At 72.4% G+C, this 23,231-nt stretch carries 24 protein-coding genes and 6 tRNA genes; 13 read left to right on the top strand and 17 right to left on the bottom strand.

Annotated elements, in window-relative coordinates; genetic code table 11:
* Position 1: 1 nt before the first annotated feature.
* The 3 genes from PO879_RS09065 to PO879_RS09055 form a co-directional block, all read right to left on the bottom strand.
* The gene (locus tag PO879_RS09065; protein WP_278234583.1) at positions 2-1,273 is read right to left on the bottom strand and encodes a thiolase family protein; all 1,272 of its coding nucleotides are present in this window, start codon (positions 1,271-1,273) and stop codon (positions 2-4) included.
* Positions 1,274-1,467: 194 nt separating this feature from the next.
* A complete protein-coding gene (locus PO879_RS09060; RefSeq protein ID WP_278234582.1) occupies positions 1,468-2,694 on the bottom strand; it encodes an HRDC domain-containing protein in 1,227 nt (408 codons plus the stop codon).
* Positions 2,691-3,272, bottom strand: coding sequence for a DUF3000 domain-containing protein (locus PO879_RS09055; RefSeq protein ID WP_278234581.1), 582 nt, complete (start codon positions 3,270-3,272; stop codon positions 2,691-2,693). Before PO879_RS09055 ends, PO879_RS09060 begins: the two co-directional genes overlap by 4 nt.
* A gap of 242 nt (positions 3,273-3,514) precedes the next feature.
* Here PO879_RS09055 and gndA point away from each other — a divergent pair, with 242 nt between their 5' ends.
* Genes gndA through PO879_RS09035 form a run of 4 tightly spaced genes read left to right on the top strand, consistent with a single transcriptional unit; the run spans position 3,515 to position 8,316 of the window.
* Positions 3,515-4,951, top strand: coding sequence for an NADP-dependent phosphogluconate dehydrogenase (gene gndA / locus PO879_RS09050; RefSeq protein ID WP_278234580.1), 1,437 nt, complete (start codon positions 3,515-3,517; stop codon positions 4,949-4,951).
* 7 nt (positions 4,952-4,958) lie between these two features.
* Positions 4,959-6,302, top strand: coding sequence for a hypothetical protein (locus PO879_RS09045; RefSeq protein WP_278234579.1), 1,344 nt, complete (start codon positions 4,959-4,961; stop codon positions 6,300-6,302).
* Positions 6,299-7,582, top strand: a complete 1,284-nt coding sequence (locus tag PO879_RS09040; protein ID WP_278234578.1) for a carboxylate--amine ligase — start codon at positions 6,299-6,301, stop codon at positions 7,580-7,582. Before PO879_RS09045 ends, PO879_RS09040 begins: the two co-directional genes overlap by 4 nt.
* Entirely contained in the window at positions 7,579-8,316 is a 738-nt protein-coding gene (locus PO879_RS09035) for an amino acid racemase (RefSeq protein WP_278234577.1), read from the top strand. Before PO879_RS09040 ends, PO879_RS09035 begins: the two co-directional genes overlap by 4 nt.
* Positions 8,317-8,363: 47 nt before the next feature.
* Here the strand turns inward: PO879_RS09035 and PO879_RS09030 are convergent, their stop codons facing one another.
* Entirely contained in the window at positions 8,364-8,861 is a 498-nt protein-coding gene (locus PO879_RS09030) for a hypothetical protein (protein WP_278234576.1), read from the bottom strand.
* Between the two features lie 56 nt (positions 8,862-8,917).
* The gene (locus PO879_RS09025) at positions 8,918-9,676 is read right to left on the bottom strand and encodes a dihydrofolate reductase family protein (RefSeq protein ID WP_278234575.1); all 759 of its coding nucleotides are present in this window, start codon (positions 9,674-9,676) and stop codon (positions 8,918-8,920) included.
* 38 nt (positions 9,677-9,714) lie between these two features.
* On the opposite strand from PO879_RS09025, the gene zapE reads away from it, so the two are divergent.
* Positions 9,715-10,776 carry a cell division protein ZapE gene (zapE, locus tag PO879_RS09020; RefSeq protein WP_278234574.1) on the top strand — a complete coding sequence of 354 codons (1,062 nt, stop codon included), beginning with the start codon at positions 9,715-9,717 and terminating at the stop codon, positions 10,774-10,776.
* A gap of 18 nt (positions 10,777-10,794) precedes the next feature.
* Here zapE and PO879_RS09015 read toward each other — a convergent pair whose 3' ends face one another.
* A complete protein-coding gene (locus PO879_RS09015) occupies positions 10,795-11,646 on the bottom strand; it encodes a PPK2 family polyphosphate kinase (RefSeq protein ID WP_278234573.1) in 852 nt (283 codons plus the stop codon).
* Positions 11,643-13,304, bottom strand: a complete 1,662-nt coding sequence (locus PO879_RS09010) for a hypothetical protein (protein ID WP_278234572.1) — start codon at positions 13,302-13,304, stop codon at positions 11,643-11,645. Before PO879_RS09010 ends, PO879_RS09015 begins: the two co-directional genes overlap by 4 nt.
* A 196-nt stretch (positions 13,305-13,500) precedes the next feature.
* On the opposite strand from PO879_RS09010, the gene PO879_RS09005 reads away from it, so the two are divergent.
* A complete protein-coding gene (locus PO879_RS09005) occupies positions 13,501-13,734 on the top strand; it encodes a hypothetical protein (RefSeq protein ID WP_278234571.1) in 234 nt (77 codons plus the stop codon).
* 24 nt (positions 13,735-13,758) lie between these two features.
* On the opposite strand, the gene PO879_RS09000 is transcribed toward PO879_RS09005, so the two are convergent.
* The 9 genes from PO879_RS09000 to PO879_RS08960 form a co-directional block, all read right to left on the bottom strand.
* Entirely contained in the window at positions 13,759-14,049 is a 291-nt protein-coding gene (locus tag PO879_RS09000; RefSeq protein WP_278234570.1) for a hypothetical protein, read from the bottom strand.
* A gap of 199 nt (positions 14,050-14,248) precedes the next feature.
* A tRNA-Val gene (locus PO879_RS08995) sits at positions 14,249-14,323 on the bottom strand.
* A gap of 1 nt (position 14,324) precedes the next feature.
* Positions 14,325-14,400: transfer RNA gene (locus PO879_RS08990), tRNA-Gly, on the bottom strand.
* Positions 14,401-14,525: 125 nt separating this feature from the next.
* Complete coding sequence (locus PO879_RS08985; protein ID WP_278234569.1) at positions 14,526-15,248, bottom strand: flavodoxin family protein; 723 nt, start codon at positions 15,246-15,248, stop codon at positions 14,526-14,528.
* Positions 15,249-15,279: 31 nt separating this feature from the next.
* Positions 15,280-15,570: a DUF2277 family protein gene (locus tag PO879_RS08980; protein ID WP_278234568.1), complete on the bottom strand. Its 291-nt coding sequence runs from the start codon at positions 15,568-15,570 to the stop codon at positions 15,280-15,282.
* 44 nt (positions 15,571-15,614) lie between these two features.
* Positions 15,615-17,114, bottom strand: a complete 1,500-nt coding sequence (locus tag PO879_RS08975; protein WP_278234567.1) for an MFS transporter — start codon at positions 17,112-17,114, stop codon at positions 15,615-15,617.
* A 150-nt stretch (positions 17,115-17,264) separates the two neighbouring features.
* A tRNA-Val gene (locus PO879_RS08970) sits at positions 17,265-17,339 on the bottom strand.
* 1 nt (position 17,340) lies between these two features.
* Positions 17,341-17,411, bottom strand: a tRNA-Cys gene (locus tag PO879_RS08965).
* A 57-nt stretch (positions 17,412-17,468) separates the two neighbouring features.
* Positions 17,469-17,541 (bottom strand) — tRNA-Gly (locus PO879_RS08960).
* A gap of 115 nt (positions 17,542-17,656) precedes the next feature.
* Between PO879_RS08960 and PO879_RS08955 the strand changes: the two genes are divergently transcribed.
* From PO879_RS08955 to PO879_RS08925, 7 genes are all read left to right on the top strand, one after another.
* On the top strand, positions 17,657-18,787 hold the full coding sequence (locus PO879_RS08955; protein ID WP_278234566.1) for a chorismate-binding protein: 1,131 nt from the start codon (positions 17,657-17,659) through the stop codon (positions 18,785-18,787).
* A 30-nt stretch (positions 18,788-18,817) separates the two neighbouring features.
* On the top strand, positions 18,818-19,429 hold the full coding sequence (locus PO879_RS08950) for a dihydrofolate reductase family protein (protein ID WP_278234565.1): 612 nt from the start codon (positions 18,818-18,820) through the stop codon (positions 19,427-19,429).
* A gap of 5 nt (positions 19,430-19,434) precedes the next feature.
* Positions 19,435-20,301: an aminotransferase class IV gene (locus PO879_RS08945; protein WP_278234564.1), complete on the top strand. Its 867-nt coding sequence runs from the start codon at positions 19,435-19,437 to the stop codon at positions 20,299-20,301.
* 90 nt (positions 20,302-20,391) lie between these two features.
* Positions 20,392-20,463: transfer RNA gene (locus tag PO879_RS08940), tRNA-Val, on the top strand.
* Positions 20,464-20,961: 498 nt separating this feature from the next.
* Positions 20,962-21,483: an Imm26 family immunity protein gene (locus PO879_RS08935; RefSeq protein ID WP_278234563.1), complete on the top strand. Its 522-nt coding sequence runs from the start codon at positions 20,962-20,964 to the stop codon at positions 21,481-21,483.
* A gap of 288 nt (positions 21,484-21,771) precedes the next feature.
* The gene (locus tag PO879_RS08930) at positions 21,772-22,113 is read left to right on the top strand and encodes a type II toxin-antitoxin system RelE/ParE family toxin (protein WP_347568625.1); all 342 of its coding nucleotides are present in this window, start codon (positions 21,772-21,774) and stop codon (positions 22,111-22,113) included.
* Positions 22,113-22,424: a helix-turn-helix transcriptional regulator gene (locus tag PO879_RS08925; RefSeq protein ID WP_278234562.1), complete on the top strand. Its 312-nt coding sequence runs from the start codon at positions 22,113-22,115 to the stop codon at positions 22,422-22,424. Before PO879_RS08930 ends, PO879_RS08925 begins: the two co-directional genes overlap by 1 nt.
* Before the next feature lie 394 nt (positions 22,425-22,818).
* Here PO879_RS08925 and PO879_RS08920 read toward each other — a convergent pair whose 3' ends face one another.
* Complete coding sequence (locus PO879_RS08920) at positions 22,819-23,214, bottom strand: VOC family protein (RefSeq protein WP_278234561.1); 396 nt, start codon at positions 23,212-23,214, stop codon at positions 22,819-22,821.
* Between the last annotated feature and the right edge of the window lie 17 nt (positions 23,215-23,231).

Raw genomic sequence — 23,231 nt, 5'->3', positions numbered from 1 at the left:
CTCAGCCCTCCGTGGTCGACGGGACGTGGCCGGAGTAGTCGGCGTGGTGGGGGTTCTCCCAGATGACGGTGCCGCCCTGGCCCAGGCCGACGCACATGGTCGTCATGCCGTAGCGGACCTCGGGGTGCTGGGCGAACTGGCGCGCGAGCTGGGTCATCAGTCGCACGCCCGAGCCGGCCAGCGGGTGGCCGACGGCGATGGCGCCGCCGTAGGCGTTGACGCGCTCGTCGTCGTCGGCGATGCCGTAGTGGTCCAGGAAACTGAGCACCTGGACGGCGAAGGCCTCGTTGATCTCGAACAGGCCGATGTCGTCGATGGTCAGCCCCGCCTTGGCGAGCGCCTTGTCGGTGGCCGGGACCGGGCCGTAGCCCATGATCTCGGCCGGGACGCCGGCGAAGGCGTAGGAGACCAGGCGCATCGCGGCGGGCAGGCCGAGCTCGTCGGCCGTGTCGCCGGCGGCGAGCAGCGAGACGGTGGCGCCGTCGGTCAGCGGCGAGGCGTTGCCGGCGGTGACGCGGCCGCCCGGGCGGAACGGCGTCTTGAGGTCGGCGATGCCCTCGACCGTGGTGCCGGGGCGGGGGAGCTCGTCGGCGGTGGCCAGCCCCCAGCCCTTCTCGGCCGACCGGACGGCGACGGGCACGATCTCGGGGCCGATGTCGCCGTTGGCCAGGGCCTTGGCGTACTTGGCCTGGGTGTTGACGGCGTAGGCGTCCGCCCGCTCCTTGGTCAGGTGGGGGAACTTGTCGTGCAGGTTCTCGGCGGTGACCCCCATGTTGAGCGCCTCGGGGTCCACGAGCTTCTCGGCGAGGAACCGCGGGTTGGGGTCGGCGTCCAGGCCCATGGGGTGGCGGCCCATGTGCTCCACGCCGCCGGCGACCACGACGTCCGAGGCGCCCACGGCGATGCTCGAGGCGGTGGTCGTCACGGCGGTCATGGCGCCGGCGCACATGCGGTCGATCGCGTAGCCCGGGACCGACGTCGGCAGGCCGGCCAGGAGTGCGGCGGTGCGCCCGAGCGTCAGCCCCTGGTCGCCCTGCTGCGTCGTCGCGGCGACGGCGACCTCGTCGATGCGGTCGAGCGGCAGCTCGGGGTGGCGGCGCAGCAGCTCGCGCAGCGCCTTGACCACGAGGTCGTCGGCGCGGGTCTCGGCGAGGAGGCCGTCGGCCTTCGCCTTGCCGAAGGGGGTGCGCACGCCCTCGACGAAGACGACGTCGCGCAGCGCGCGCCGGGCCGGGTCTCGGGTGGTGCCGGGGGCCTGAGGGGCCACGGTCATGGCAGCTCCGTCCGTTGCGGTGGTCGGGTCCGACGGTGCTGGGGGAGCATCGTCGCTCGGGTGCGACGGCGGATCACGCCGGGCACAGGTACACGCTACCGCGAGTACCACGAACAGCATAGACCACCTGAGACGCCGTATCAGTGGTGTGGTGTCGCCTCGGCCCCGGGGTGCGCGACGGGCTCAGGGCGGGCTCAGGCGTCGGCGAAGGCGCGGGCGAACCGGTCCGCCACGAGGCCGATCTGCCACTCCCGGGCGCGACGTCCGCGCAGGAAGTCGGCGATGTCCTCCGGTCCGGCGGGCTCCGGCGGCGACCAGCACAGCCGACGCATCGCGTCGGGCTGCAGCAGGTTCTCCGCGGGCACGGCGTGGGTCTCGGACAGCTCGGCGATGATCTCGCGGGCCGCCTGCAGGCGACGCGCTGCGACCGGGTCTCGGTCGCCCCAGGTGCGCGGCTGCGGCGGGCCGTCGGTCCGCGGGCCGCGGACCGGGGGCAGCTCGGCCTCGGGCAGGGCGAGCGCGGCGTCGATCGCGCGCTGCCAGGCCGTGATCCGTCGTCGGGCACCCTTGGTCGCGAACTCCGGCACGGCCGCGAGCTGGCCGGCGGTGCGCGGCAGGGCCTTGGCGGCCGCCACGATCGCGCGGTCCGGCAGCACCCGGCCCGGCGAGACGTCGCGCTCGCGGGCGTTGTGCTCGCGCGCCTCCCAGAGCGAGCGCACGACCGCCAGGCCGCGACGGTTCTTCACCGTGTGCGTGCCCGACGTCCGGCGCCACGGGTCCGGCCGCGGGGCCGGCGGCGGCAGGGTGCGCACGTGCTCGAACTCCTGGGCGGCCCACTCGGTCTTGCCCGCCTCCTCGAGCCGCGCGGCCAGCACGTCGCGCACCTCGACGAGCACCTCGACGTCCAGCGCGGCGTACCGCAGCCAGTCCGTCGGCAGCGGACGGGTGGACCAGTCGACGGCCGAGTGCTCCTTGGCCAGGCCCAGGCCCAGCGTCTCGGCGACCACGGCCGCCAGGCCGACGCGGGGCAGGTTCAGCAGTCGGGCCGCCAGCTCGGTGTCGAAGACGCGCGGCGGGAGCAGGCCGTGCTCGGCCAGGCCCGGCAGGTCCTGCGAGGCGGCGTGCAGGACCCACTCCGCGGGGCCCACCGCGTCGGCGAGCCGCGACATGTCCGGCAGCCCCACGGGGTCCAGCAGCGCCGTCCCGGCCCCGGCGCGCCGGAGCTGGACCAGGTAGGTGGACTGCCCGTAGCGGTACCCGGAGGCCCGTTCGGCGTCGGCCGCCACCGGGCCCGACCCGGCGCCGAACGCGTCGACGACACGGGCGAACGCCTGCGGGGTGGAGACGACGTCACCGACACCGTCGGCGGGTTCGGTCAGGGGGACGACGTCGGGGTCGACCTGGGTCACGCCGGAGCTCATGGCTCCACGGTACGGCGTCGCACGTCCAGGGCCGTCACGCCGTCGGGCAGCGGGGGCAGGCCACCCGCCGTCGACATCAGGTCCGCCCACACCTCCAGGTGCGCGCCCAGGTCGGTGTCCGTCGGCGTCCAGGAGGCCCGGATCTCCAGGTCCACCGCGTCCGGGGTGGAGGCCAGGGCCCCGTAGCTCTGCGACAGCACCCGCGTCACCGTGCCGCCGGTCGCGATCGCCCCCACCTGGGCCGACTCGAGGTTCTCGGTCACCCACGTCCACGCGACGTCGCCCAGCATCTCGTCGGCGGCCAGCTCGGCCTCGAGCTCGGCGCGCACCAGGGTCACGACACGGAAGTCGCCGTGCCACTGCTCCTGGCCCGCCGGGTCGTGCAGGACGACGAACCGCCCCGTGGCGATCTCGACACCCTCGCTGATGACCTCGCCCTCGAGCGCCAGGCTGAAGGGCGCGACCCGTCGCGGACCCGGGATCTCGGACAGGCGGACCTCCGGCCGGGTGCGACGGCCGCGCAGCGACGCCAGCGCGGCGGCGAACCGCTCCGGCACGTCGGGCGGGGAAGCAGTCACCTTGTCACCGTACGCCGGGCGGGGGCCCGCGCCGCGACGACGTGCCGGTCGTCCGCCGGTCCGTCGTGGTCCGTCCCGCACCGGTCGGGACGTCGTCGGGGTCCTCGGCGTCGGCGGACACCCTGTCCGGATCCCGGCACGTCGGCGTGCCGGTCCGGGCGTCCGACTAGGCTGTTCTCGGCCTGGCGGGCGACCGACGTCGTGTACGCCCGGGAACGACCTCCACGAGGAAGCAGGAAGCAATGACAGCACGTGCTCAGATCGGCGTCACCGGACTCGCGGTGATGGGCCGGAACCTGGCGCGGAACTTCGCGCGCCACGGATACACGGTGGCGGTGCACAACCGCAGCTACGGCAAGACCCAGTCGCTCATGGACGAGTCCGGCGACGAGGGCGACTTCGTCCCGTCGGAGTCCATGGCCGACTTCGTCGCCTCCCTCGAGCGCCCCCGCAAGGTCGTCATCATGGTCAAGGCCGGTGCCGCCACCGACGCCGTGATCGACGAGCTGCTGCCGCTGCTGGAGGAGGGCGACATCGTCGTCGACGCCGGCAACGCGCACTTCCCCGACACGATGCGTCGCGAGGAGGCCCTGCGGGCCCGCGGTCTGCACTTCGTCGGCACCGGCGTCTCCGGGGGCGAGGAGGGCGCGCTGCTCGGCCCGTCGATCATGCCCGGCGGGACGCGCGAGTCCTACGAGTCGCTCGGCCCGATCCTGGAGGCCATCTCGGCCAAGGTCGACGGCACGCCGTGCTGCACCTACGTGGGCCCGGGCGGCGCCGGTCACTTCGTCAAGATGGTGCACAACGGCATCGAGTACGCCGACATGCAGCTCATCGCCGAGGCCTACGACCTCCTCCGGTCCGGGCTCGGGGCGTCCGCCGCCGAGATCGGCGAGATCTTCGCGGCGTGGAACGAGGGCGACCTCGAGTCGTTCCTCATCGAGATCACCGCGGACGTGCTCGGTCACGTCGACGCCGAGACCGGCCAGGCGTTCGTGGACATCGTCCTGGACCAGGCCGAGCAGAAGGGCACCGGCCGCTGGACCGTGCAGAACGGTCTCGACCTGGGCGTGCCGATCACGGGCATCGCCGAGGCCACCTTCGCGCGGGCCCTGTCCGGCGGCGTGCCGCAGCGCGAGGCCGGTCGCCGCGCCCTGCCGGCCCACGCCGAGACGCTGCAGGTCGCCGACCGGGACGCCTTCATCGAGGACGTCCGCCAGGCCCTGTACGCCTCCAAGGTCGTCGCCTACTCCCAGGGCTTCGACCAGATCGCGGCGGCCTCGGCCGAGAACGGCTGGGACATCGACCGCGGTGCCATGGCGCGCATCTGGCGCGGTGGCTGCATCATCCGCGCGCGGTTCCTCAACCGCATCACCGAGGCCTACGAGCGCGACCCGCAGCTCCCGCTGCTGCTGTCGGACGAGTACTTCACCGACGCCGTCGGCAACGGTCTGGCCGCGTGGCGCCGGGTCGTGGCGCAGGCCGCGTCCGCCGGCATCCCGGCCCCGGCATTCTCCTCGTCGCTGGCCTACTACGACGGCGTGCGCGCCGAGCGGCTGCCCGCCGCGCTCATCCAGGCGCAGCGTGACTTCTTCGGTGCGCACACCTATCGTCGCACCGACCGCGAGGGCTCGTTCCACACCCTCTGGTCCGGTGACCGCAGCGAGCAGGAGGCCTGACGCACCCGTGACCACCCCCCAGTCGGGTCCCGGGGCCGCCACGAGCGGCCCCGGGTTCCACCCCGTGATCGTCGGTTCCGACATCGGCGTCTACGCGCTGACGCGGTCCTTCCACGAGGCCTACGGGCTCCGCACCACGGTGGTCGCCTTCGCCGAGCCGGGGCCCATCGCGCACTCGCAGCTCATCGACACGGTGCTGTCCGGCACGGGCGCCGAGGAGATCGTCGCCACCCTGGAGCAGGTGGCCCGTGACCGCCGGGCCGCCGGGCACCGGCAGCCGCTGCTGCTGCAGTCGAACATGGACTGGGTGGTGCGCATCCTCGCGCGGCACCGGTCGGTGCTGCAGACGGCCGGGTACGTGCTGCCGTACGCCGACGAGGCGCTGATCGACCGCATCTGCGACAAGGCGGAGTTCTCCGCGGTCTGCGCCGAGCTGGGCATCCCTACGCCGGCCACGGTGATCCAGGACTTCGCCGGTGCGGACGCGCCCGGGTGGAAGCCGGAGCCGGTCGGCTTCGACTACCCCGTGATCGCCAAGCCGGCCTCCAGCGCCGACTACCACGACGTGCACTTCGCCGGGAAGAAGAAGATCTACGAGATCGCCTCCCGCGCCGAGCTGGACAGCCTGTGGGGGAGCCTGCGGCGCGCCGGGTTCCGCGGACGGTTCCTCGTCCAGGAGATGATCCCGGGCGACGACACCCAGATGCGGTCGGTGACGACCTACTCCGACACCGCGGGACGGGTGACGCTGCGCTGCTCGGCCCGGGTGCTCCTCGAGGAGCGCACGCCCGCGGCCCGGGGCAACCCGTCGGCGATGATCGTCGAGCCGATCGAGGAGATCCTCGACGCGGCCCAGCGGCTGTGCGAGCACGTCGGCTGGCGGGGCTTCGCGAACTTCGACGTCAAGCTCGACCCGCGCGACGGCGTCTACAAGTTCTTCGAGCAGAACCCCCGCATCGGGCGGAACAACTACTACCTGACCGCCGGCGGCCAGAACCCGACCGAGGTGCTCGTCGACGACGTCGTCCACGGCGAGAGCCGCGAACCGGTGACGGCTCGGCGCGAGGTGCTCTACTGCGTCGTGCCGCACCGTCTGCTGCGCCGCTACGTGCTCGACGACGGGCTGCGCGCCCGCGTCGTGGGCCTGATGCGCACCGGCCGCACGGTGCACCCGCTGCGGTACTCCGCCGACGCCTCGCCGCGTCGTCGGCTGTACGTGCTCACCGCCCTGGTCAACCACGTGCGCAAGTATCGCCGCTTCTACCCGGCCAGCGCGCTGCGGGCCAACTTCGAGGCCGCCCGGGCGGCCTCCGCCACGCGGCGCACCGCCGCAGGACAGGAGACCCGATGAGCCGCCGGCTGCAGCCCGTCGTCCTCGGCGGCGACATCGGCGCCTACTCCCTTGCCCGGACGTTCCACGAGGCCTACGGCGTGCGGCCCGTGGTGGTCTCGGGGATGTCGACCGGTCTCGTGCGGCACTCGCGGATCCTGGAGCACGTCGTCGAGCCCGGCATCGACGACCCCGACGCGGTCGTGGCCCGGCTGCGGGCGATCGCCGACGAGCACGCCGACGCCGACCTCGTCGCGGTCGGGTCGGCCGACTGGCTGGTCCGGCTCCTCGTCGAGCAGCGGAGCCGGCTCGAGGACCGCTACGAGATCCCCTACGTCGACGAGAAGCTGCTGCACCGGCTCACCGACAAGGAAGGGTTCGGCGAGCTGTGCGCCGAGCTCGGGATCGCCCACCCGACCACGGTCGTGCACGACGTGGCTACCGGGGGAGAGCCGGACACCTCCGGGCTGACCTTCCCGGTCATCGCCAAGGCGGCCAGCACGGCCGCCTACCACGACGTCGAGTTCGCCGGGAAGAAGAAGGTCTTCCTCGTCGACACCCGGGACGAGCTGGTCGACCTGCTCGCGCGGGTCCGCGCCGCGGGCTACCAGGGCGCGTTCGTGATCCAGGACTACATCCCCGGCGACGACTCCGGCATGCGCATCCTCACGTGCTACTCCGACGCCTCGGGGAAGGTGCGCTTCTCCGCGTACGGCCACGTGCTGCTCGAGGAGCACACGCCGGGAGCCCTGGGGAACCCGGCCGGGATCATCACCCAGGTCAACCACGAGGTCGTCGAGCAGGCCACGCGGCTGCTCGAGCACGTCGGCTGGACCGGCTTCGCGAACTTCGACCTCAAGTACGACCCGCGGGACGGTCGGTACGTGTTCTTCGAGCTCAACCCCCGCCTGGGGCGCTCGAACTTCTACATCACGGCCGCCGGGGCGAACGCGGTCAAGTTCTACGTGCACGAGCACCTGGCCGGTCTCGACCCCGACCCCCGGGACGTCCTCGGCCCGGACGTGCCGCTGACCTCCTCCGGCGAGCTCGAGGCGGAGCACCTGTACACGGTGCTGCCCGGTCCGCTGCTGCGGCGGTACGTGCTGGACGACGACGTACGGGCGCAGGCACGCCGGCTCGCTCGTCGCGGCCGGTCCACCAACCCGCTGTGGTACCGCGCCGAGACGAACCCGCGGCGGCTGGCCTACCTCGCCGTCGCCCAGCTCAACCAGTGGCGCAAGTACGCGCGTCACTACCCGGTGGCCGAGGCGCGGCGCCTGGCCTGGCGGGGGACGGCGTGACGACGCCCGGACCGGACGCCGAGGGTCCGACGCCGCCGGTCGGAGTGATCGGCGGCGTCGGCCCCCTGGCCACGGCCTACTTCCTGCAGCGCGTCGTGCAGCTCACCCACGCCGAGCGGGACCAGGACCACGTCGACCTCGTCGTGCTCAACCACGCCACGATCCCCGACCGCACCGACTTCGTGCTCGGGCGCTCGACGGACGACCCCGGCCCGGTGCTCGCGCGCGACGCGCAGCGACTGGAGGCCTTCGGGGTGCGGTTCCTGGTCATGCCCTGCAACACGGCGCACTACTTCACCCAGCAGGTCCTCGACGTGGTGACGGTCCCGTTCGTCTCGATCGTGGACGTCACGGTGGCGGCCGCCCGCGACCGGGTGCCGGGTCTGACGCGGGTCGGGCTGCTGGCCACCGCCGGCACCGTGGCCTCGGGCGTGTACGACGACGCCTTCGCCGCCCACGGCATCGACGTCGTGGTCCCGGAGGCGGACGACCAGGACCGCGTCAACGCCGTGATCTACGACCAGGTCAAGGCGGGCCGGCCCGCCGATCCCGACGCGCTGCGCCAGGTCGCCGGCCGGCTCGTCGAGCGCGGCGCCGGCGTCGTCGTGCTCGGGTGCACCGAGCTGTCGGTGGCGGCCGTCGACCACGGCCTGCTCGACGAGCCGCCGTTCCTCGACTCGATGGACGAGCTGGTGCGCGCCACCATCACCCACGCCGGGCACCGGGTGCGCTGAGCCCGGTGCCGGCCGGTGCCGGTGCCGCGACCGCGGGCGGCGGAGGGTCAGCCGAGCTCGCTGGTGCCGGCGTACAGGTGCAGCACCGGCACCTGGAGCACGTCGCGGGCGCGCGAGGCCCAGTCGGTGTGGAACGTGTCCTCGACGGCGTGCGGGTAGGTCACCACGACCACCTCGTTGCCGCCGTCGGCCACCGCGTGCTGCAGCGTGGGCAGCGGGTCGTCCTCGGTCACCTCGCCGGAGGCGGTCACCCCGCGGTCGCGGAGCAGCTCGACGGACTCGGTGACCTGCTCGGCGGCGGTCTCCGTCGCCTGCTCGGGCGTGGGCTCGCGGCCGACGATGTCGTCCCACGCCTCGCGCAGCTCGAGCATGCCGAGGTGGTCCAGGACGGAGGACACCACCTTGTGCTCGGTGTCGGCGGGGACCAGCACCCGGTAGGCGACGTCGACGTCCGGGTCGGTGTGCAGGGCGGTGATGTGGTCGACGTCGGCGGAGGTCAGCGCGTCCTCGGTGAGGACGACGACGGTCCAGGCATCTGCAGACATGGCAGCAACCTACGGCACCGTCGCCGTGGGTGCCCGGGCGGCGCCCCGCGCGTCGGTCACACCAGCTCCCACCGGGCCAGCAGCGTGCCCGCGGGGCCGACGAGCAGGTGGCCCAGGCGCAGGTCGTGCCCGCCCCCGGGCTCGTTCCCGGCCGGGCCGGCGACGATCCGGCCCGCCCCGGGTCCGGCCAGCCGGGGCGACGTCGTCACGCACAGCTCGTCGACCAGACCCGCGGCGAGCACGTCGCCGAGCAGCCCCGGACCGCCCTCGCACAGCACCCGGCCCAGGCCCCGGGCGGCGAGCGTGTCGCGGGCCGCGCGCAGGTCGACGCCGTCGGAGGTGCCGTCCGGGCAGACGAGCACGCGGTCGTCGCCGACGGCGGCACCGGCCTCGAGCGCGCCCGCGGACCCGGTCACGACGACGGGCGGGTGGGGGCCGTCGAGCGTCGACCACGGCACGCGGCCGGACCGCGTGACGATCGCGAGCTCCAGCGGGGCCCCGGCCAGGTGCTCCAGGCCGTGCGGCCGCTTCAGGTGCGAGTAGCCCTCCTGGCGCGCGGTCCCGGCACCCACCAGGACGACGTCGGCCAGCGCACGCAGGACGCGGAAGACGCGCCAGTCCGCGGCGTCGTTGATCGAGGCCGACTGCCCGTCGGGGCCCCAGGCCGCACCGTCGACGGTGGAGATCATGTTCACCCGGACCCACGGGTGCTCCGGCAGGGCGTAGAGCGCCGCGAGGGTGCGCTCGGCGGGGTCCGGGGGGATCTCGTCGGCGTGGGGGAGCAGCCGGGAGAGCGTCGGCGTGTCGGAACTCACAGCGTTCAGGGTACGGGTGCCGCATAGGCTGGTGGGTCGTGACAGCCGTGCAGTCCTCGGACGCGACCACCACCGGATCTCTGGTGGCGGTGCGTCCTGCCTTCTCCGTCGACCGCCTGCTCGCCGACCTTGTCCCGCCGCGGCACTTCGCCGACGCGCGGTTCGCCACCTATCGCGCGAACCCCGACCACCCCAGCCAGGCCACCACGCTCGCGCGCCTGCAGGAGGTGGCCGAGGAGATCGCCCGCCCGGCCCCCGGCGGCCTGCGCGCCTGGTTCGGCCGGCGTCGTCCCGCACCCGCGGTCTACATGGACGGCGGGTTCGGCGTCGGCAAGACCCACCTGCTGACGTCGTTGGCCCACGCGGTGCGCGAGGAGCTCGGTGCGGACGCGGTCGCCTACGGCACGTTCGTGGAGTACACGAACCTGGTCGGCGCGCTCGGGTTCCTGCCGACGGTGGACGCCCTGTCGACCAAGAAGCTCGTCTGCATCGACGAGTTCGAGCTCGACGACCCCGGTGACACGGTGCTGATGTCGCGCCTGCTGCGCGAGCTCGCCGACCGCGGCGTCGCCCTGGCCGCCACGTCGAACACGCTGCCGGACGCGCTCGGCGAGGGGCGGTTCGCCGCGGAGGACTTCCTGCGCGAGATCCAGGCGCTGTCCGAGCGGTTCGAGGTGCTGCGGGTCGACGGCGAGGACTACCGGCACCGCACCGTGCTCACCGACGCCCCGCCCCTGGCGCCCCAGGCCGTCCGTACCGCGGCCACCGAGCGGCCCGGTGCCGTGCTCGACGACTTCGAGGACCTGCTGGCCCACCTGGCGACCGTGCACCCGAGCCGGTACGGCGCGCTGCTCGACGGCGTCGAGCTCGTCGGGCTCACCGGTGTGCGACCGGTGACCCGTCAGGAGGTCGCGCTGCGGCTGGTCGTGCTGGTCGACCGGCTCTACGACCGCGACGTGCCGGTCCTGCTCGCCGGCGCGGACCCGCGGGCGCTGTTCGGCGACGAGATGCTGCGCGGCGGCTACCGCAAGAAGTACTACCGGGCGTTGTCCCGGCTGGGCGCGCTGGCCGAGGACGGCCGGGCGCTCCTGGACGCCTGACCGGACCCGGGGTGATTGTCAGCGGCCGGTGAGCAGCCGTCGCTGGCGCTGGACGTCGAAGTCGGCCGCCGGCCAGCCGAGGTCGAGCCCGCGCAGCGTGTGCCGCAGCAGCTCGCCCACCGCGAGCCGGGAGAACCACTTGCGGTCCGCGGGCACGACGTACCACGGGGCGACGTCGGTGCTCGTGCGGTCCAGCATGTCCTGGTAGGCCGCCTGGTACTCGTCCCACTGCTCGCGGGCGCGCAGGTCGGACGGGTCGTACTTCCAGTGCTTGTGCGGCCGGTCGAGGCGGGAGACCAGCCGCTCGAGCTGTTCCTCGGGGGAGATGGCCAGGACCACCTTGACGATCGCCGTGCCGGCGTCGGCGATCTCCGCCTCGAAGTCGTTGATCTCGTCGTAGTGCGCCTGCCAGGTGGCGGGCGGCTCGAGCTCGTCGACGCGCACGACCAGCACCTGCTCGTAGTGCGACCGGTCGAAGACCCCGACCAGCCCGGCGTCGGGCAGGGCGTTGCGGATCCGCCACAGGTACCCGCGGGCCTGCTCCTCGGGGGTGGGGCGGCCGAACCCGCGGCACCGCACGCCCTGCGGGTCGACCATGCCGACCACGTGACGCACGATCCCGCCCTTGCCGGAGGTGTCCATCCCCTGCAGGACCAGCAGGACGTTGCGCACGCCGCCGGTCCGGCCGTGGGCGAAGAGGCGTTCCTGCAGGTCGGACAGCTCCGCGCCGTGCTCGGCGAGCAGCCTCTTCCCGGCGCGTTTGCCCCCGTGGTAACCCGGCGTGGCGCGCGGGTCGACCGCGTCGAGGCGGTCGCCGGGACGCCAGCGCAGGGTCCGGGTCGGGTGCTCGGTCCAGGGGCTCTTCGTCATGCGGGCTCCGTGCTCGGGGTGCGCAGGTCGGCGGCGACCGGGCGTGCGTCGGCGCGGAGCACGACGACGGAGCGTCGTGGCGCCCGCAGCGCGCCGGCCACCAGGTGGGTGTCATCCTCGTCCCAGGCCGCCGCCACGCGCCAGTCGCCGATCGGGGGCAGCAGCCGGCCGGACAGGTCGACGTGCCGCACGGCGGGGTCGGCGAGCAGGACGACGGCGGTGCCGCCGCGGCGCACCGTGAGCACGCCGTCGTGGGTGGTGACGTCCAGGGGCCGGGCGATGTCGGCCAGGGCGGACGGGCGCAGCGCGAGCAGCCGACGGGTCCATGAGGTCAGACGCCGGGCGTCGGGGGTGTCGCGGTGGACCGGGACCCGTTCGGTGTCCAGCACCGCGGGGCTGCCGGCCAGGAGGACGAAGGCGAGCAGCGCGGCGTGGTCCCCGGCGGACGCGCTCTGCGGTGCGCCGTCGGCCCGCGACCAGGGGGCCGCCCGGGTCGCGGCGGGCAGGCGCGTCAGGTCGCCGACGAACCCGCCGCTGCGCTGCGTGGCCCGCAGCGCCCGGCGCAGCCCGACGGGGATCCGGGCGGGCGTCCCGGTCTCCTCGGCGAGGCGCTGCAGGTCACCGGCCGGTCCGTCGACGCCGTCGGTCAGGAGCCGGTGCACGATGGTGGTGAGCCGGTCGCTGAGCCCGGGGCCGTCGGTGAGCAGGGTGCGCGGGCGTCCGGTCCGGACGGCGACGTCCTGCACCGCCTCGCCCAGCTCGCCGAGGAACGGCACGGTGGACCGGTCCACCAGCACCTCGACGTCCAGCAGCAGCCCGTCGACGTGGAAGTCGCGCAGCCAGCGCCGGGCGTCGGCGATGAACAGGTCGCGGGGTCCGCGGCTGCCGGAGCCGTCGAGGTTGATGCGCGGGGCGTCGGCGCCACCGTCGGCCACGCGCCGCGCCCTGATGCGAGCCCCTGCGGAGTACGGGCCGAAGTGGTGCAGGTGCAGCGGGTCGGCCACGGCCCAGCGGTGGGGGAGCGTGAGCACGACGGCGAGGCCGGCGCGGTGGGCCGTGTCCACGAAGCGCTGCAGCGCGCGGGAGCCGCCGTACGGTTCGTGGACGGCGAAGAGGCGCACCCCGGCCTGGGGCCCCGTCGCCGGGTCGAAGGCCGCCACCGGGGACAGCTCGACGCCGTCGACGCCGAGCGCGGCGACGGCGGGCAGCAGCCGGGCGGCCGCGTCGAGGGTTCCCTCGGCGGTCACGGAGGGGATCTCGAGGTGCAGCAGGGCGCCCTGGGCGAGGTCAGCGCCGGGCCAGTGGTCGTCGTGCCAGCCGAAGCTCTCGTCGAGGATCCGCCCCGGGCCGTGCACGCCCGCGGGCAGCGACGCGGCGGCCGGGTCGGTCAGCGCGGGGCCGCCGTCGACGGAGAAGGAGTACGCGGTCCCGTGGGGGAACCGGGCGTCGGCGCGCCAGTAGCCGGGCTCGTGCGCGCCGACGAGACGCATCGGGTGCCGTGCGGTCGCGCCGTCGTCGTCGGTCAGGACGACCTCGACCGTGTGGGCGCGGGGCGCCCACACCAGCGGTCGGGGGCCCGGCCAGGGTTCGTGGAAGCGCTCGCTGGGCGCCGGCGTGGCGCGGGAGCGCTCGGCATCGAGTCGATCTCCGGCGGTCACGCCCTCACCCTACGTGCGGGGTGCGCACGACGGCGGTCGCCCGGGGCGCCGGGAGCCCTGGCGTGTCGCGGTGCGACGCGGTGTCGTGCGGCGCGGTGTGACGCGGGGGTGTCGACCTCGTGTCGGCTCGGTTCCTGGTCAAAGAATAGTGTGCCAAGCGCGGGCGAAGACACCGTCCGGCTGGTACATCTGGACTATGAGCAAGGACACACGGGAGACCGACTCCGACCGAGTTCGGGTCCTCCTCGACGAGTCGATCGCCTCCCAGGCGCGGATCGCGCCCCGACAGCGGTCGGCCACGGACGAGCACGGAGATCCCCGCATCGGCGGTGACGCCACCAAGGCGCCGCTGTCGCTGTCGCAGAGCGAGCGACGCCCGATGGAGGGCGCCTCGAGCGGTCACAGCTGGGACGACCCCGACGAGCTCTGAGCCCCGCCGCCGGCCGCCGGCCGGTCAGCGGGGGAGACGGTCGGTGCCCACGGCGATGAGGCGGGGCATGCCGGCCGGCGCGACCTCGCTCAGCGCGAGGTACCGGGCCTCGGCCCGGTGCAGACGGATGTGCTCGTCGAGCGACCACTGCGGGCCGTTGCGCAGCACCATGCCGCACGAGCAGTCGATCTCGACGGTGCCGTCGTCCCCCAGCCGCGCGCGCCCCACGGTGACGTGAGACGCCCGTGCCCGGGTCTTGGCCCGGTGCATCGTCGCGGAGACGGCGGGCGGGCTGTCGGCGCTGGGGTCGTTCACGGCAGCGAGCCTACCGGGCGCCCCCCGCGTGCCGGGAGGTCGACCGGACGAAGGGCTTTTGCCGTGCGTCGTGGGTGAACGGGTACACGTTCCAGGCGACCGTGGTGGACAACCGCAAGAGCAACACGGAGCAGGTCGAGTCCTCGCGGGACGATGAACGGCCCCTGTGCTGCCGAGGCAGTACAGGGGCCGTTCGTGGTGGTGGGCGATACTGGGATCGAACCAGTGACCTCTTCCGTGTCAGGGAAGCGCGCTCCCGCTGCGCCAATCGCCCGTGGAGCGAACGACGAGACTCGAACTCGCGACATCCACCTTGGCAAGGTGGTGCTCTACCAACTGAGCTACGTTCGCACGGCCGGAGATCCAGGGGCGCTGCCCCCGTGTCCCGGTGCCTGAGGAACATTACTGGACCGCGGGTCCCAGGTCCAATTCGTCGGGTGTGACCTGGACCTCTGCCGGGGACGGCGGGTCCGGCCTCAGCGGTACTCCGGGTTCGGGTGGTCGAACCGGGCGCCGGCGTCCCAGGCGCTGCGCTGGTTGCCGTACGCGGGGAAGCCGCCGGCGGCCCGGAGCATCGCGGCCAGGTGCAGGAGGTTCCACGTCATGAACGTGGTGTTGCGCTGCGTGAACTCGTTCTGCGGGCCACCCGATCCCTCGTCCAGGTAGGACGGACCCGGCCCGGCCTCGCCGACCCACCCCGCGTCGGCCTGCGGCGGGATGGTGTAGCCGAGGTGCTGCAGGGAGTACAGGACGTTCATCGCCACGTGCTTGGCACCGTCCTCGTTCCCGGTGATCACGACGCCCGCGGTGCGGCCGTAGTACAGGTACTGTCCGGCGTCGTTCAGCCGCCCGGACAGCGAGTACAGCCGCTCGACGACGCGGGTGCAGACGCTGGACTTGTCGCCCAGCCAGATGGGCGTCCCCAGGACGAGGATGTCTGCGGCGAGGATCCGTTCGGCCAGTGCCGGCCAGTCGTCGTGGTCCCACCCGTGCTCGGTCATGTCCGGTTGCACCCCGGGGGCGAGGTCGTGGTCGACGGCGCGGATCTCGTCCACGGTCACGCCGTGCCGGCGCATGATCGCGGCGCTGACGTCCAGGAGGCCCTGGGTGTGGGAGACCTCCGGGGACGGTTTGAGGGTGCAGTTGACGAAGGCGGCGCGCAGCGGCGAGAAGTCGTGCTCCGGCTCGTTCACGTTCACTCCTGGATGTCGATCGCGCCGGACCCGGGCGTCATGCCGTGCGCGGCGCGCCGTCGCGGGCGGCGAGGCGCGCCTGCACCTCGGGTCGGCGCAACGGGGGAACCGTGGCCGGCGGCTGCCGGCGGGCCGGCAGCTCGTCCAGCAGCCGGGTGACGATCGCCGCGATCTCGGCCGAGGCGGCCTCGCACGGTTCCCGGGACGCGGGAGCGGCGTCGGCGGCGACGCCGGTCACCTTGCGGACGAACTGAGCGGCGGCGGCCTCGACCTCCTCCGCCGTGGCGGGCGGCTCGAGGCCACGCAGGATGGTGATGTTGCGGCACATACCGGCGACGCTACGCCGCGATGGCAGGGCACGCAGCGGCCTGTTCAGGAGTCCTCGGGCCGCGGGATGGTGTGCAGCGGCGCGGCGGCCGCGATCGCGACCTCCACCCCGTCCGGCGCGTGCCGCTCGCGGTAGCCGCGCACGAGGTACACGAGCAGGATCCCGGTCGCGGAGACGATCGCCAGGGCGACGGCGGCACCCTGGAAGCCCGCGATCTGCGCCTCGGCGGCCGATGCGCCCGCGGCTTGTCGGTTCTCGGGGATCCCGGCGTACAGCGCGGCGACGACCGCGGTCATGATCGCCGGCCCCACGTACCGGGCCATGTTCGACAGCCCCGAGGCCCCGCCGACCTCGGAGGGGTCGACCGACCCGGTGGCGACCGAGGAGCACGGGTTGTTGGACAGGCACAGGCCCAGGGCCACCACGACGATCGGGGTGAGGAACGCGAGATAGCCCCAGGAGATGCTCGCCAGCGCGAGTGCGGCGAACCCCCCGGTCATGATGATCAAACCGGCGCCGACGACGGCGAGCACCCCGAACCGGTGCGTGAGCCAGGGCACCGCCGGGGTGAGGGCCACCATCCCGACCGTCGCCGGAAGAGTCGCCAACCCCGCCTGGAGGGGGTCCATCCCGAGGAGGGCCGGATCCTGGAAGAACAGACTCAGCACGAACATCATGGAGTTGATCGCGGCGGCGCCGATGAGGATGCCGAGCGTCGCCCCGACCAGTCGTCGGTTGCGGAACAGGCGGAGGTCGAGCAGCGGGGCGGACACCCGGTTCTCGACGGCGACGAAGCCGACGGTGGAGGCGACCGACACCGCGAAGCAGAGCAGCGTGGGGAGCGCCAGCCATCCCCAGGTCGCGCCCTGGGTGACGCCGAGGATGAGCGGGGCGAGCGCGAGCGCGATGAGCGCGGTCCCGGCCCAGTCGATCGACCGGCTGCGCGTCGGGTCGAAGGACTCGGCCACGGAGCGCACGGTGACGGGCACCAGCAGGACGGCGATGGCCGCGTCCAGCCAGAACAGCCCCTGCCAGCCCACCGTGTTCACCAGCGCCCCGCCGAGCAGCGGACCCGCCGCGGCGCCGACCGCCGAGGCGGAGCCCCAGTAGGACACGGCACGCAGCTGGGCGGTGCCGGGAGGCGAGGCGATGGACAGGATGCTGAGCCCGCCGGCGACCAGCGTGGCACCGGCCGCGCCCTGGATGCAGCGCCCGACGATGACGGCCCACCCGCCGGGTGCGAGGGCGATGAGGACGCACGAGGCGATGAACAGCAGCAGACCGCCGACGAACACCTTGCGCCGGCCGAAGACGTCCCCGAGGCTGCCCGACGTGACGATGGTGGCTGCGCCGACCAGGAGATAGCCCGTCACGGCCCACTGCAGGGTCTCGGTGGACATGCCCACGTCGTCGCTGATCGCCGGAAGCAGGATCGCCACGGCCGAGGTGTTCGCGTTGACGATGAGCGTGGAGACGGTGGCGGCCGCCATGACGCCGCCCGGCGTCCGGGCGTCGCGCCGAGCGGGACGATCGGTCTCAGCCATGGGCCCTCCAGGTCGGTGCGCTGGCAACGTAGCACCGGGGCCGGGCACTCGCGTGGCGTCGCTGCACCCGGGTTCGGGGGGCGGCGTGCGGACCGGGGAGTGACGACGAACGGCCCCGGTCCTGTGTGTCAGGACCGGGGCCGTTCGTGGTGGTGGGCGATACTGGGATCGAACCAGTGACCTCTTCCGTGTCAGGGAAGCGCGCTACCGCTGCGCCAATCGCCCGAGGTGGGTACGGGATTCGAACCCGTGTATACGGCTTTGCAGGCCGCTGCCTCGCCTCTCGGCCAACCCACCTTGAGACTGTGCTCACCGGCTCGCTCGTCGCCGAGGTCGCAGGGGAGTGGGCCTCCGAGCGGATGACGAGACTCGAACTCGCGACATCCACCTTGGCAAGGTGGTGCTCTACCAACTGAGCTACATCCGCGCGACCGGACAGGTGCAGGGGCTGGCCCCCGCGTTCCGGCGCGAGGAAAACACTAGTGGACAGTGCACGAATGGTCCAATCGCCCCGCAGCGTGTCCCTGGCATACCGTGCAGCCGTGCGCGCACCCACCTCCTGGGCCTCCTTCGCAGGCCGCCTGGCGACCGACGTCGTCGAGTGCGTCGACCTCACCGAGGCGCCCGAGCGGCTCGCCGAGCCCGGGCCGTGGTTCGTCGTCGTCGACTTCGAGGCCTTCGGCCGCTCCGGGCGGGCGCGCGCCTGGCGGTTCGCCCACGTGACCGACGGCGCGCCCCCGGCGTACGACGACGGTGCGACGGACGGCTGGCGGGGCCCGGCGGCCCAGGACTGGAAGACGTCGATGTCCCAGGAGCGGTACGAGGCCGCGGTGAGTACGGTCCGGCACCACATCCGCGACGGCAGCGTCTACCAGGTCAACGTGTGCCGGGTGCTGAGCGCACCGCTGCCCGCGGACGACCCGCGCACGCCCGCCGGCGAGCCGGACGCGGCAGCGCTGTCCGCACGGCTGGCCGCCGGCAACCCCGCGCCGTACGCGGCCGCCGTCCATGTCCCCGGCGGTCTCGGCGTCGACCCCGTGTGGGTGGTGTCGGCCTCGCCCGAGCTCTACCTCTCCCTGCAGGACGACGGGCTCGCCTCCGGACCGATCAAGGGCACCGCGCCCACCGCCGCGGGCCTGACCGGTAAGGACCGCGCCGAGAACGTCATGATCACCGACCTCGTGCGCAACGACCTGCAGCGGGTGTGCCGACCCGGCACGGTCGCGGTCACGGAGCTGCTCGGCGTCGAGGAGCACCCCGGCCTCGTGCACCTGGTCTCCCGCGTCGAGGGTGTCCTGGCCCCGGGCGTCGCGTCCGCCGCGGACCGGTGGGCCCGGGTGCTGCGCGCCACCTTCCCGCCCGGCTCGGTCTCCGGGGCGCCCAAGTCGTCGGCCCTGTCGGTCATCGACGACCTCGAGCCCACGCCGCGCGGGCCCTACTGCGGCGCCGTCGGCTGGGTCGACGGGGACCGGGCCGAGCTCGCCGTGGGGATCCGCACCTTCTGGTGGGAGCGCCACGGGGCCGACGACGGCGTGCTGCGGTTCGGCACCGGCGCCGGCATCACGTGGGGTTCGGACCCCCGCGCGGAGTGGCGCGAGACCGAGCTGAAGGCCTCCCGGCTGGTCGGCCTCGCCTCGCACGGGGGAGGGGACGAACCCGTCGCCGACCGATGAGTCCGCGGCGCCGCCGTCGTCGGCACCGGCATGACGACCGTGACCTGCGACCTGTCCGTGTCCCTGGACGGCTTCGCCGCCGGCCCGCACCCGACCCGTGAGCGTCCCTTCGGCGACGTGATCGGCGCCGGAGAGGTGCTGCACACGTGGCTGCTCGAACACGCCGAGGACCACCCGCGGGAGGTCACCGGCATCCTGGAGGCCGACGCCTACGTCATGGGCCGCGGCATGTTCTCCCCGGACACCGGGCCCTGGGACCTCGCGTGGCGCGGCTGGTGGGGTGACGGGCCGCCGTACCACGCACCCGTGTTCGTGCTCACCCACCATCCGCGCGAGCCGCTGGAGATGGCCGGCGGCACGACCTTCCACTTCGTCGCGGACGGTGCCGACGAGGCGCTGCGCCGGGCCGTCGATGCGGCCGGCGACGGCGACGTCTCGATCGCCGGGGGAGTCTCGACGGTCAACACCTACCTCGCCGCCCGGGCGATCGACGAGCTGCGCCTGCACGTCGCGCCCGTCGTGCTGGACATCGCCGGTGCGACACGGCTGTTCGACGGTGTCGGCCGGCTGGACCTCGACGCTGTCTCGGCCCGGCACGCAGGGGAGGTGACGCATCTGGTGTACCGGCGTCGGGCAGACTGAGCACCATGAGTCTCGTGATCTGGGCCGAAGGTCGGTTGGTCGGAGCCGGGGAGGCCGCGCTGAGCGCGGTCGACCACGGCATCACGGTGGGTGACGGCGTCTTCGAGACGTGCACCGTGTTCGACGGGCAGGTGTTCGCGCTGACGCGGCACCTGGAGCGGCTGCGCCGCTCGGCGACCGGTCTCGGGCTGGAGGCGCCCGACGAGCAGAAGGTGCGCGAGGGCGTGGCCGCGGTGCTCGACGAGGCGGTGCGCCTCGACGGTCCGTTCGACGGCCGGCTGCGCATCACCGTCACCGCAGGCATCGGCCCGCTCGGCTCCATGCGGGTCCCCGGCGCGCAGAGCGTCGTCGTCGCCGTCCAGGACTCGGTGATGATGCCGGAGTCGCGCTCCGCACGCTCGCCATGGCCTCGCAACGAGCGGTCGCCCATCGCCGGGCTCAAGACGACGTCGTACGCCGAGAACGTGGTGGCGCTCGCGGATGCCAAGGCCAAGGGTGGCGACGAGTCGATCCTGCCCAACACGGTGGGCGAGCTCTGCGAGGGCACGGGATCGAACATCTTCGTCGAGCGCGGCGGAGAGCTCCTCACCCCGGCGCTGTCCACGGGGTGCCTGGCCGGGATCACCCGGGCGCTCGTGCTCGAGTGGGGCGCCGAGGCGGGGCTGCCCGTGCGCGAGGCCCGGGAGGGTGAGCTGCCGTTCTCCGTGCTCGACGAGGTCACCACGGGCGGCGTGCACCTGGCGCTGACGTCCTCAGGACGCAACGTTCAGCCCATCACCTGGCTCGACGGCGTCGACGTCGTCCCGGGGGAGATCACGCTGGCCGTGCGGGAGGTCTTCGAGAAGAACTGCCGGGAGCGCCTCGACCCGTGACCTGGGGCGTCGTCGCGTGGGTGTGGGCCACGCCGCACCGATCCGGTTTGGAGCAACCCCGGATCTGTGGCTAGTATCGACCACGCACTCGGGCGATTGGCGCAGTGGTAGCGCGCTTCGTTCACACCGAAGAGGTCACTGGTTCGAACCCAGTATCGCCCACCGAGAAAGGCCCCCTGACCGGCGGAAACGCTCGGTCGGAGGGCCTTTCGCCTTGCTGGTTGGAGCACTGCTGGTCTATCTGCTGGTCTACGACACTCGATCCGGGCAGGTGGGGGAGCGGGCCGTCGGGCTCGGCGCGGCCGCACGGTGTGAGGCCGCAGGCGCGGCTGTCACCGTTGCCGGGTCGCCGTGAGCTGGTTCTGACCTCGGTGAACGCCGCACGGCCGATGCGCATCGGCCGTCATATGCGGCTCCGGGCCGCTCGACCCGTGCGCGCGACGAGCTCCGGGAATCTGCACCGACCTCTTCGGTGTCTCCGCTCGGACTTGCTCCTGGTGGGAGCCCCCTTCACGGAGTTTCTTGTTCGGTTTCCGGACGTGATGGTCGCGGGGACGGGGTGGGTGCGCAGGTAGAGCACACGTCGAGGGTGGTGACGTCCTTCGGGTCCGTCGCGGCGATGAGCGATACGCGTTACCGTTCTAGTGGAGGAGCGCCACTGTGAAGAAACTCGAAATAGGCGACGTATTCGCGATCCCGATTGACGAACAAAGCTCGGGTGTGGGGCAGATTGTAGCCAAGTATGAAAAGAGTTCGTACTATCTGGCGATCTTCGATATTCGGGTCGAGAACGAAAGTTTGCCAGAGCAGGTCGGAAGGGCCCTGGAATCCCCAGTTCTATTGCTTGCGTTATCCCTCGATGCCAAGTTCTACGCAGGCCATTGGGCGATCCTATCAAACGAGCGTGTGGTGCAATCCGTTCAGCTTCCCGCTTACAAAGAAATCGTCATGGCGGGATCCGGTGCGCGAGTAGATGTAGTGGATCGTTCTGGAGAGCTTCGCAGGCCAGCGAGCCCTTTGGAATCTGAGACTTTGCCCAATAGGTCAACTTTCGCCCCGGTGCGTCTCGAGAAAGCTCTTCGCGCACACTATGGCATTGGCGAATGGAACCCGGATTGGAACAGGCTGGTTGCCGATTACATGCCGAAGGAGGTTGACCTATTTCCTGACCTTGCACAATAGTCCACCTCGAATTTAGCGTCTACTCTGATTCGCTCGGGACTTCTGTACGGATAGGTGGCAGCGGCTGTCAGGCGGCGAGTGGCCTCCCCTTCTCACCAGTGCTGCATGAGGGGCCGCTTCTCGTGCCCCTTGAGTGTCTCGGGCTCGAAGGTCTTGGTCGTCCTGGCGGTCGTCCTGCCATGTCCTCGCTGGGCACGCCAGTCCGAGATCGACCCCCCGCTTCTCGGGCGGATCCGCATTGCTTGCAGACCCTGCATGGTCTACGCTGCCACTGTGTAGCAAGTCGACATCGAGCTGATCGAGGGGTGGCTGCTGGCGCTCGACGAGGACTCCTACGCCCAGGTGGTTGCTGCGATCGAACTTTTGCAGCAGAGCGGCCCGAGCCTGGGCCGGCCCTTGGTCGACACGGTGAAGGCGTCGAGGCACAAGAACATGAAGGAGTTGCGGCCTGGCTCATCGGGTCGAAGTGAGTTGCGAGTGCTGTTCGCCTTCGATCCCGGCCGTCGGGCGATCATGCTGGTTGCCGGCGACAAGGCCGGGAACTGGAAGCGTTGGTACAAGAAGAGCATCCCCGAGGCAGACGACCTGCTCGACACCCACATCCGCCGGCTGAAGACTGAAGGAGAGTGATGGAGATGGCCCTGGATCTGGACGACGTCCTTGCGAAGCGACCCGTTGACCGGGAGCTCGTCGATGCTCACAAGGGGCGCATGCTCTCCGAGGTGCGTGCGTATCGGCTGCGCGAGTTGCGCGAGGCTCTCGGTCTGACCCAGCTCGAGCTGGCCCAGCGCATCGGGGTGGGGCAGCGTCAGGTCTCCAAGATCGAGCATGGCGACATCGACAACGCGAAGGTCGGGACCGTGCGCAAATACCTCGAAGCGGTAGGCGGAGACCTCGCTATCGAGTACGTCACGACGGACCGGCGAGTCCAGGTCGCCTGAGCCCAGCCGAGACCGCCCCAGCACCGTGCCGCGGGCGGTCGAGCGCGGACGTCCCCGAAGTGGTTTGACGGTCGGAACCCCTCGGCCGTACGGGTGTCTTGCGGGGAGCGCTGGACGGTTGCGACCTTCGTGCAGTGACTCGCGTTGCTGGCGCTACTGCTGGCTTAACTGCACGAACACTCCCGTACACAGGCGGACCCGAACGGGCGGAATCTCAACGATCTCAGCAGGCTTCCTTTGGTCAGAGTTTATTCACACCGAAGAGGTCACTGGTTCGAACCCAGTATCGCCCACCGACGAAAAACCCCGCCTGACCGGCAAAGTTCTAGGTCAGGCGGGGTTTTTGCATGTCAGGCTCCGTGTCACGGCAGGACACCGATCAGCCGGACCGAGCTCAGGTGAGCTCAGAGATCTCGACCAGATGGCCGTCAGGATCGCGGAAGAACGCGCGTGTCTCGCCGTCACGAACGTCGGGAGCGGCCACGAACTCTGCACCACGCTCCGACAGGAGCTCGTAGAGCCCAGCGCAGTCGTCGACGCGGAAGATGATCTGGGTGCTCGGGCGGTCGGGCTCGGCGGGCGGGGCCAGGGTCACGGTCGGCTTCCCTGCGTCAGGTCCTCCACCCGTCACGAGCAGGATCCAGCTCGCCAGCAGCTGGAGCACGACGGACGTCCCGCCGTACTCGCCGACCACCTGAGCATCGAGCACGCGGACGTACCAGTCGCGACTGCGTTCGACGTCTGTCACGACGAGCATGTGGGTCAGCGCCGACGCCTCGAACCGTTCCACGACCCCACGGTAGGTGA

The sequence above is a fragment of the Isoptericola sp. AK164 genome (genome assembly GCF_029643425.1).
GTDB lineage: Bacteria > Actinomycetota > Actinomycetes > Actinomycetales > Cellulomonadaceae > Isoptericola > Isoptericola haloaureus.
This window is presented reverse-complemented; position numbering and strand designations above follow the sequence as displayed.

Excerpts from the sequence above, each read along its gene's own strand:
- PO879_RS09065 (WP_278234583.1), bottom strand. The coding sequence starts at position 1,273 with ATGACCGTGGCCCCTCAGGCCCCCGGCACCACCCGAGACCCGGCCCGG.
- PO879_RS09060 (WP_278234582.1), bottom strand. The coding sequence starts at position 2,694 with ATGAGCTCCGGCGTGACCCAGGTCGACCCCGACGTCGTCCCCCTGACC.
- gndA (WP_278234580.1), top strand. The coding sequence starts at position 3,515 with ATGACAGCACGTGCTCAGATCGGCGTCACCGGACTCGCGGTGATGGGC.
- PO879_RS09040 (WP_278234578.1), top strand. The coding sequence starts at position 6,299 with ATGAGCCGCCGGCTGCAGCCCGTCGTCCTCGGCGGCGACATCGGCGCC.
- PO879_RS09030 (WP_278234576.1), bottom strand. The coding sequence starts at position 8,861 with ATGTCTGCAGATGCCTGGACCGTCGTCGTCCTCACCGAGGACGCGCTG.
- PO879_RS09015 (WP_278234573.1), bottom strand. The coding sequence starts at position 11,646 with ATGACGAAGAGCCCCTGGACCGAGCACCCGACCCGGACCCTGCGCTGG.
- PO879_RS09005 (WP_278234571.1), top strand. The coding sequence starts at position 13,501 with ATGAGCAAGGACACACGGGAGACCGACTCCGACCGAGTTCGGGTCCTC.
- PO879_RS08980 (WP_278234568.1), bottom strand. The coding sequence starts at position 15,570 with ATGTGCCGCAACATCACCATCCTGCGTGGCCTCGAGCCGCCCGCCACG.
- PO879_RS08975 (WP_278234567.1), bottom strand. The coding sequence starts at position 17,114 with ATGGCTGAGACCGATCGTCCCGCTCGGCGCGACGCCCGGACGCCGGGC.
- PO879_RS08950 (WP_278234565.1), top strand. The coding sequence starts at position 18,818 with ATGACGACCGTGACCTGCGACCTGTCCGTGTCCCTGGACGGCTTCGCC.
- PO879_RS08945 (WP_278234564.1), top strand. The coding sequence starts at position 19,435 with ATGAGTCTCGTGATCTGGGCCGAAGGTCGGTTGGTCGGAGCCGGGGAG.
- PO879_RS08925 (WP_278234562.1), top strand. The coding sequence starts at position 22,113 with ATGGAGATGGCCCTGGATCTGGACGACGTCCTTGCGAAGCGACCCGTT.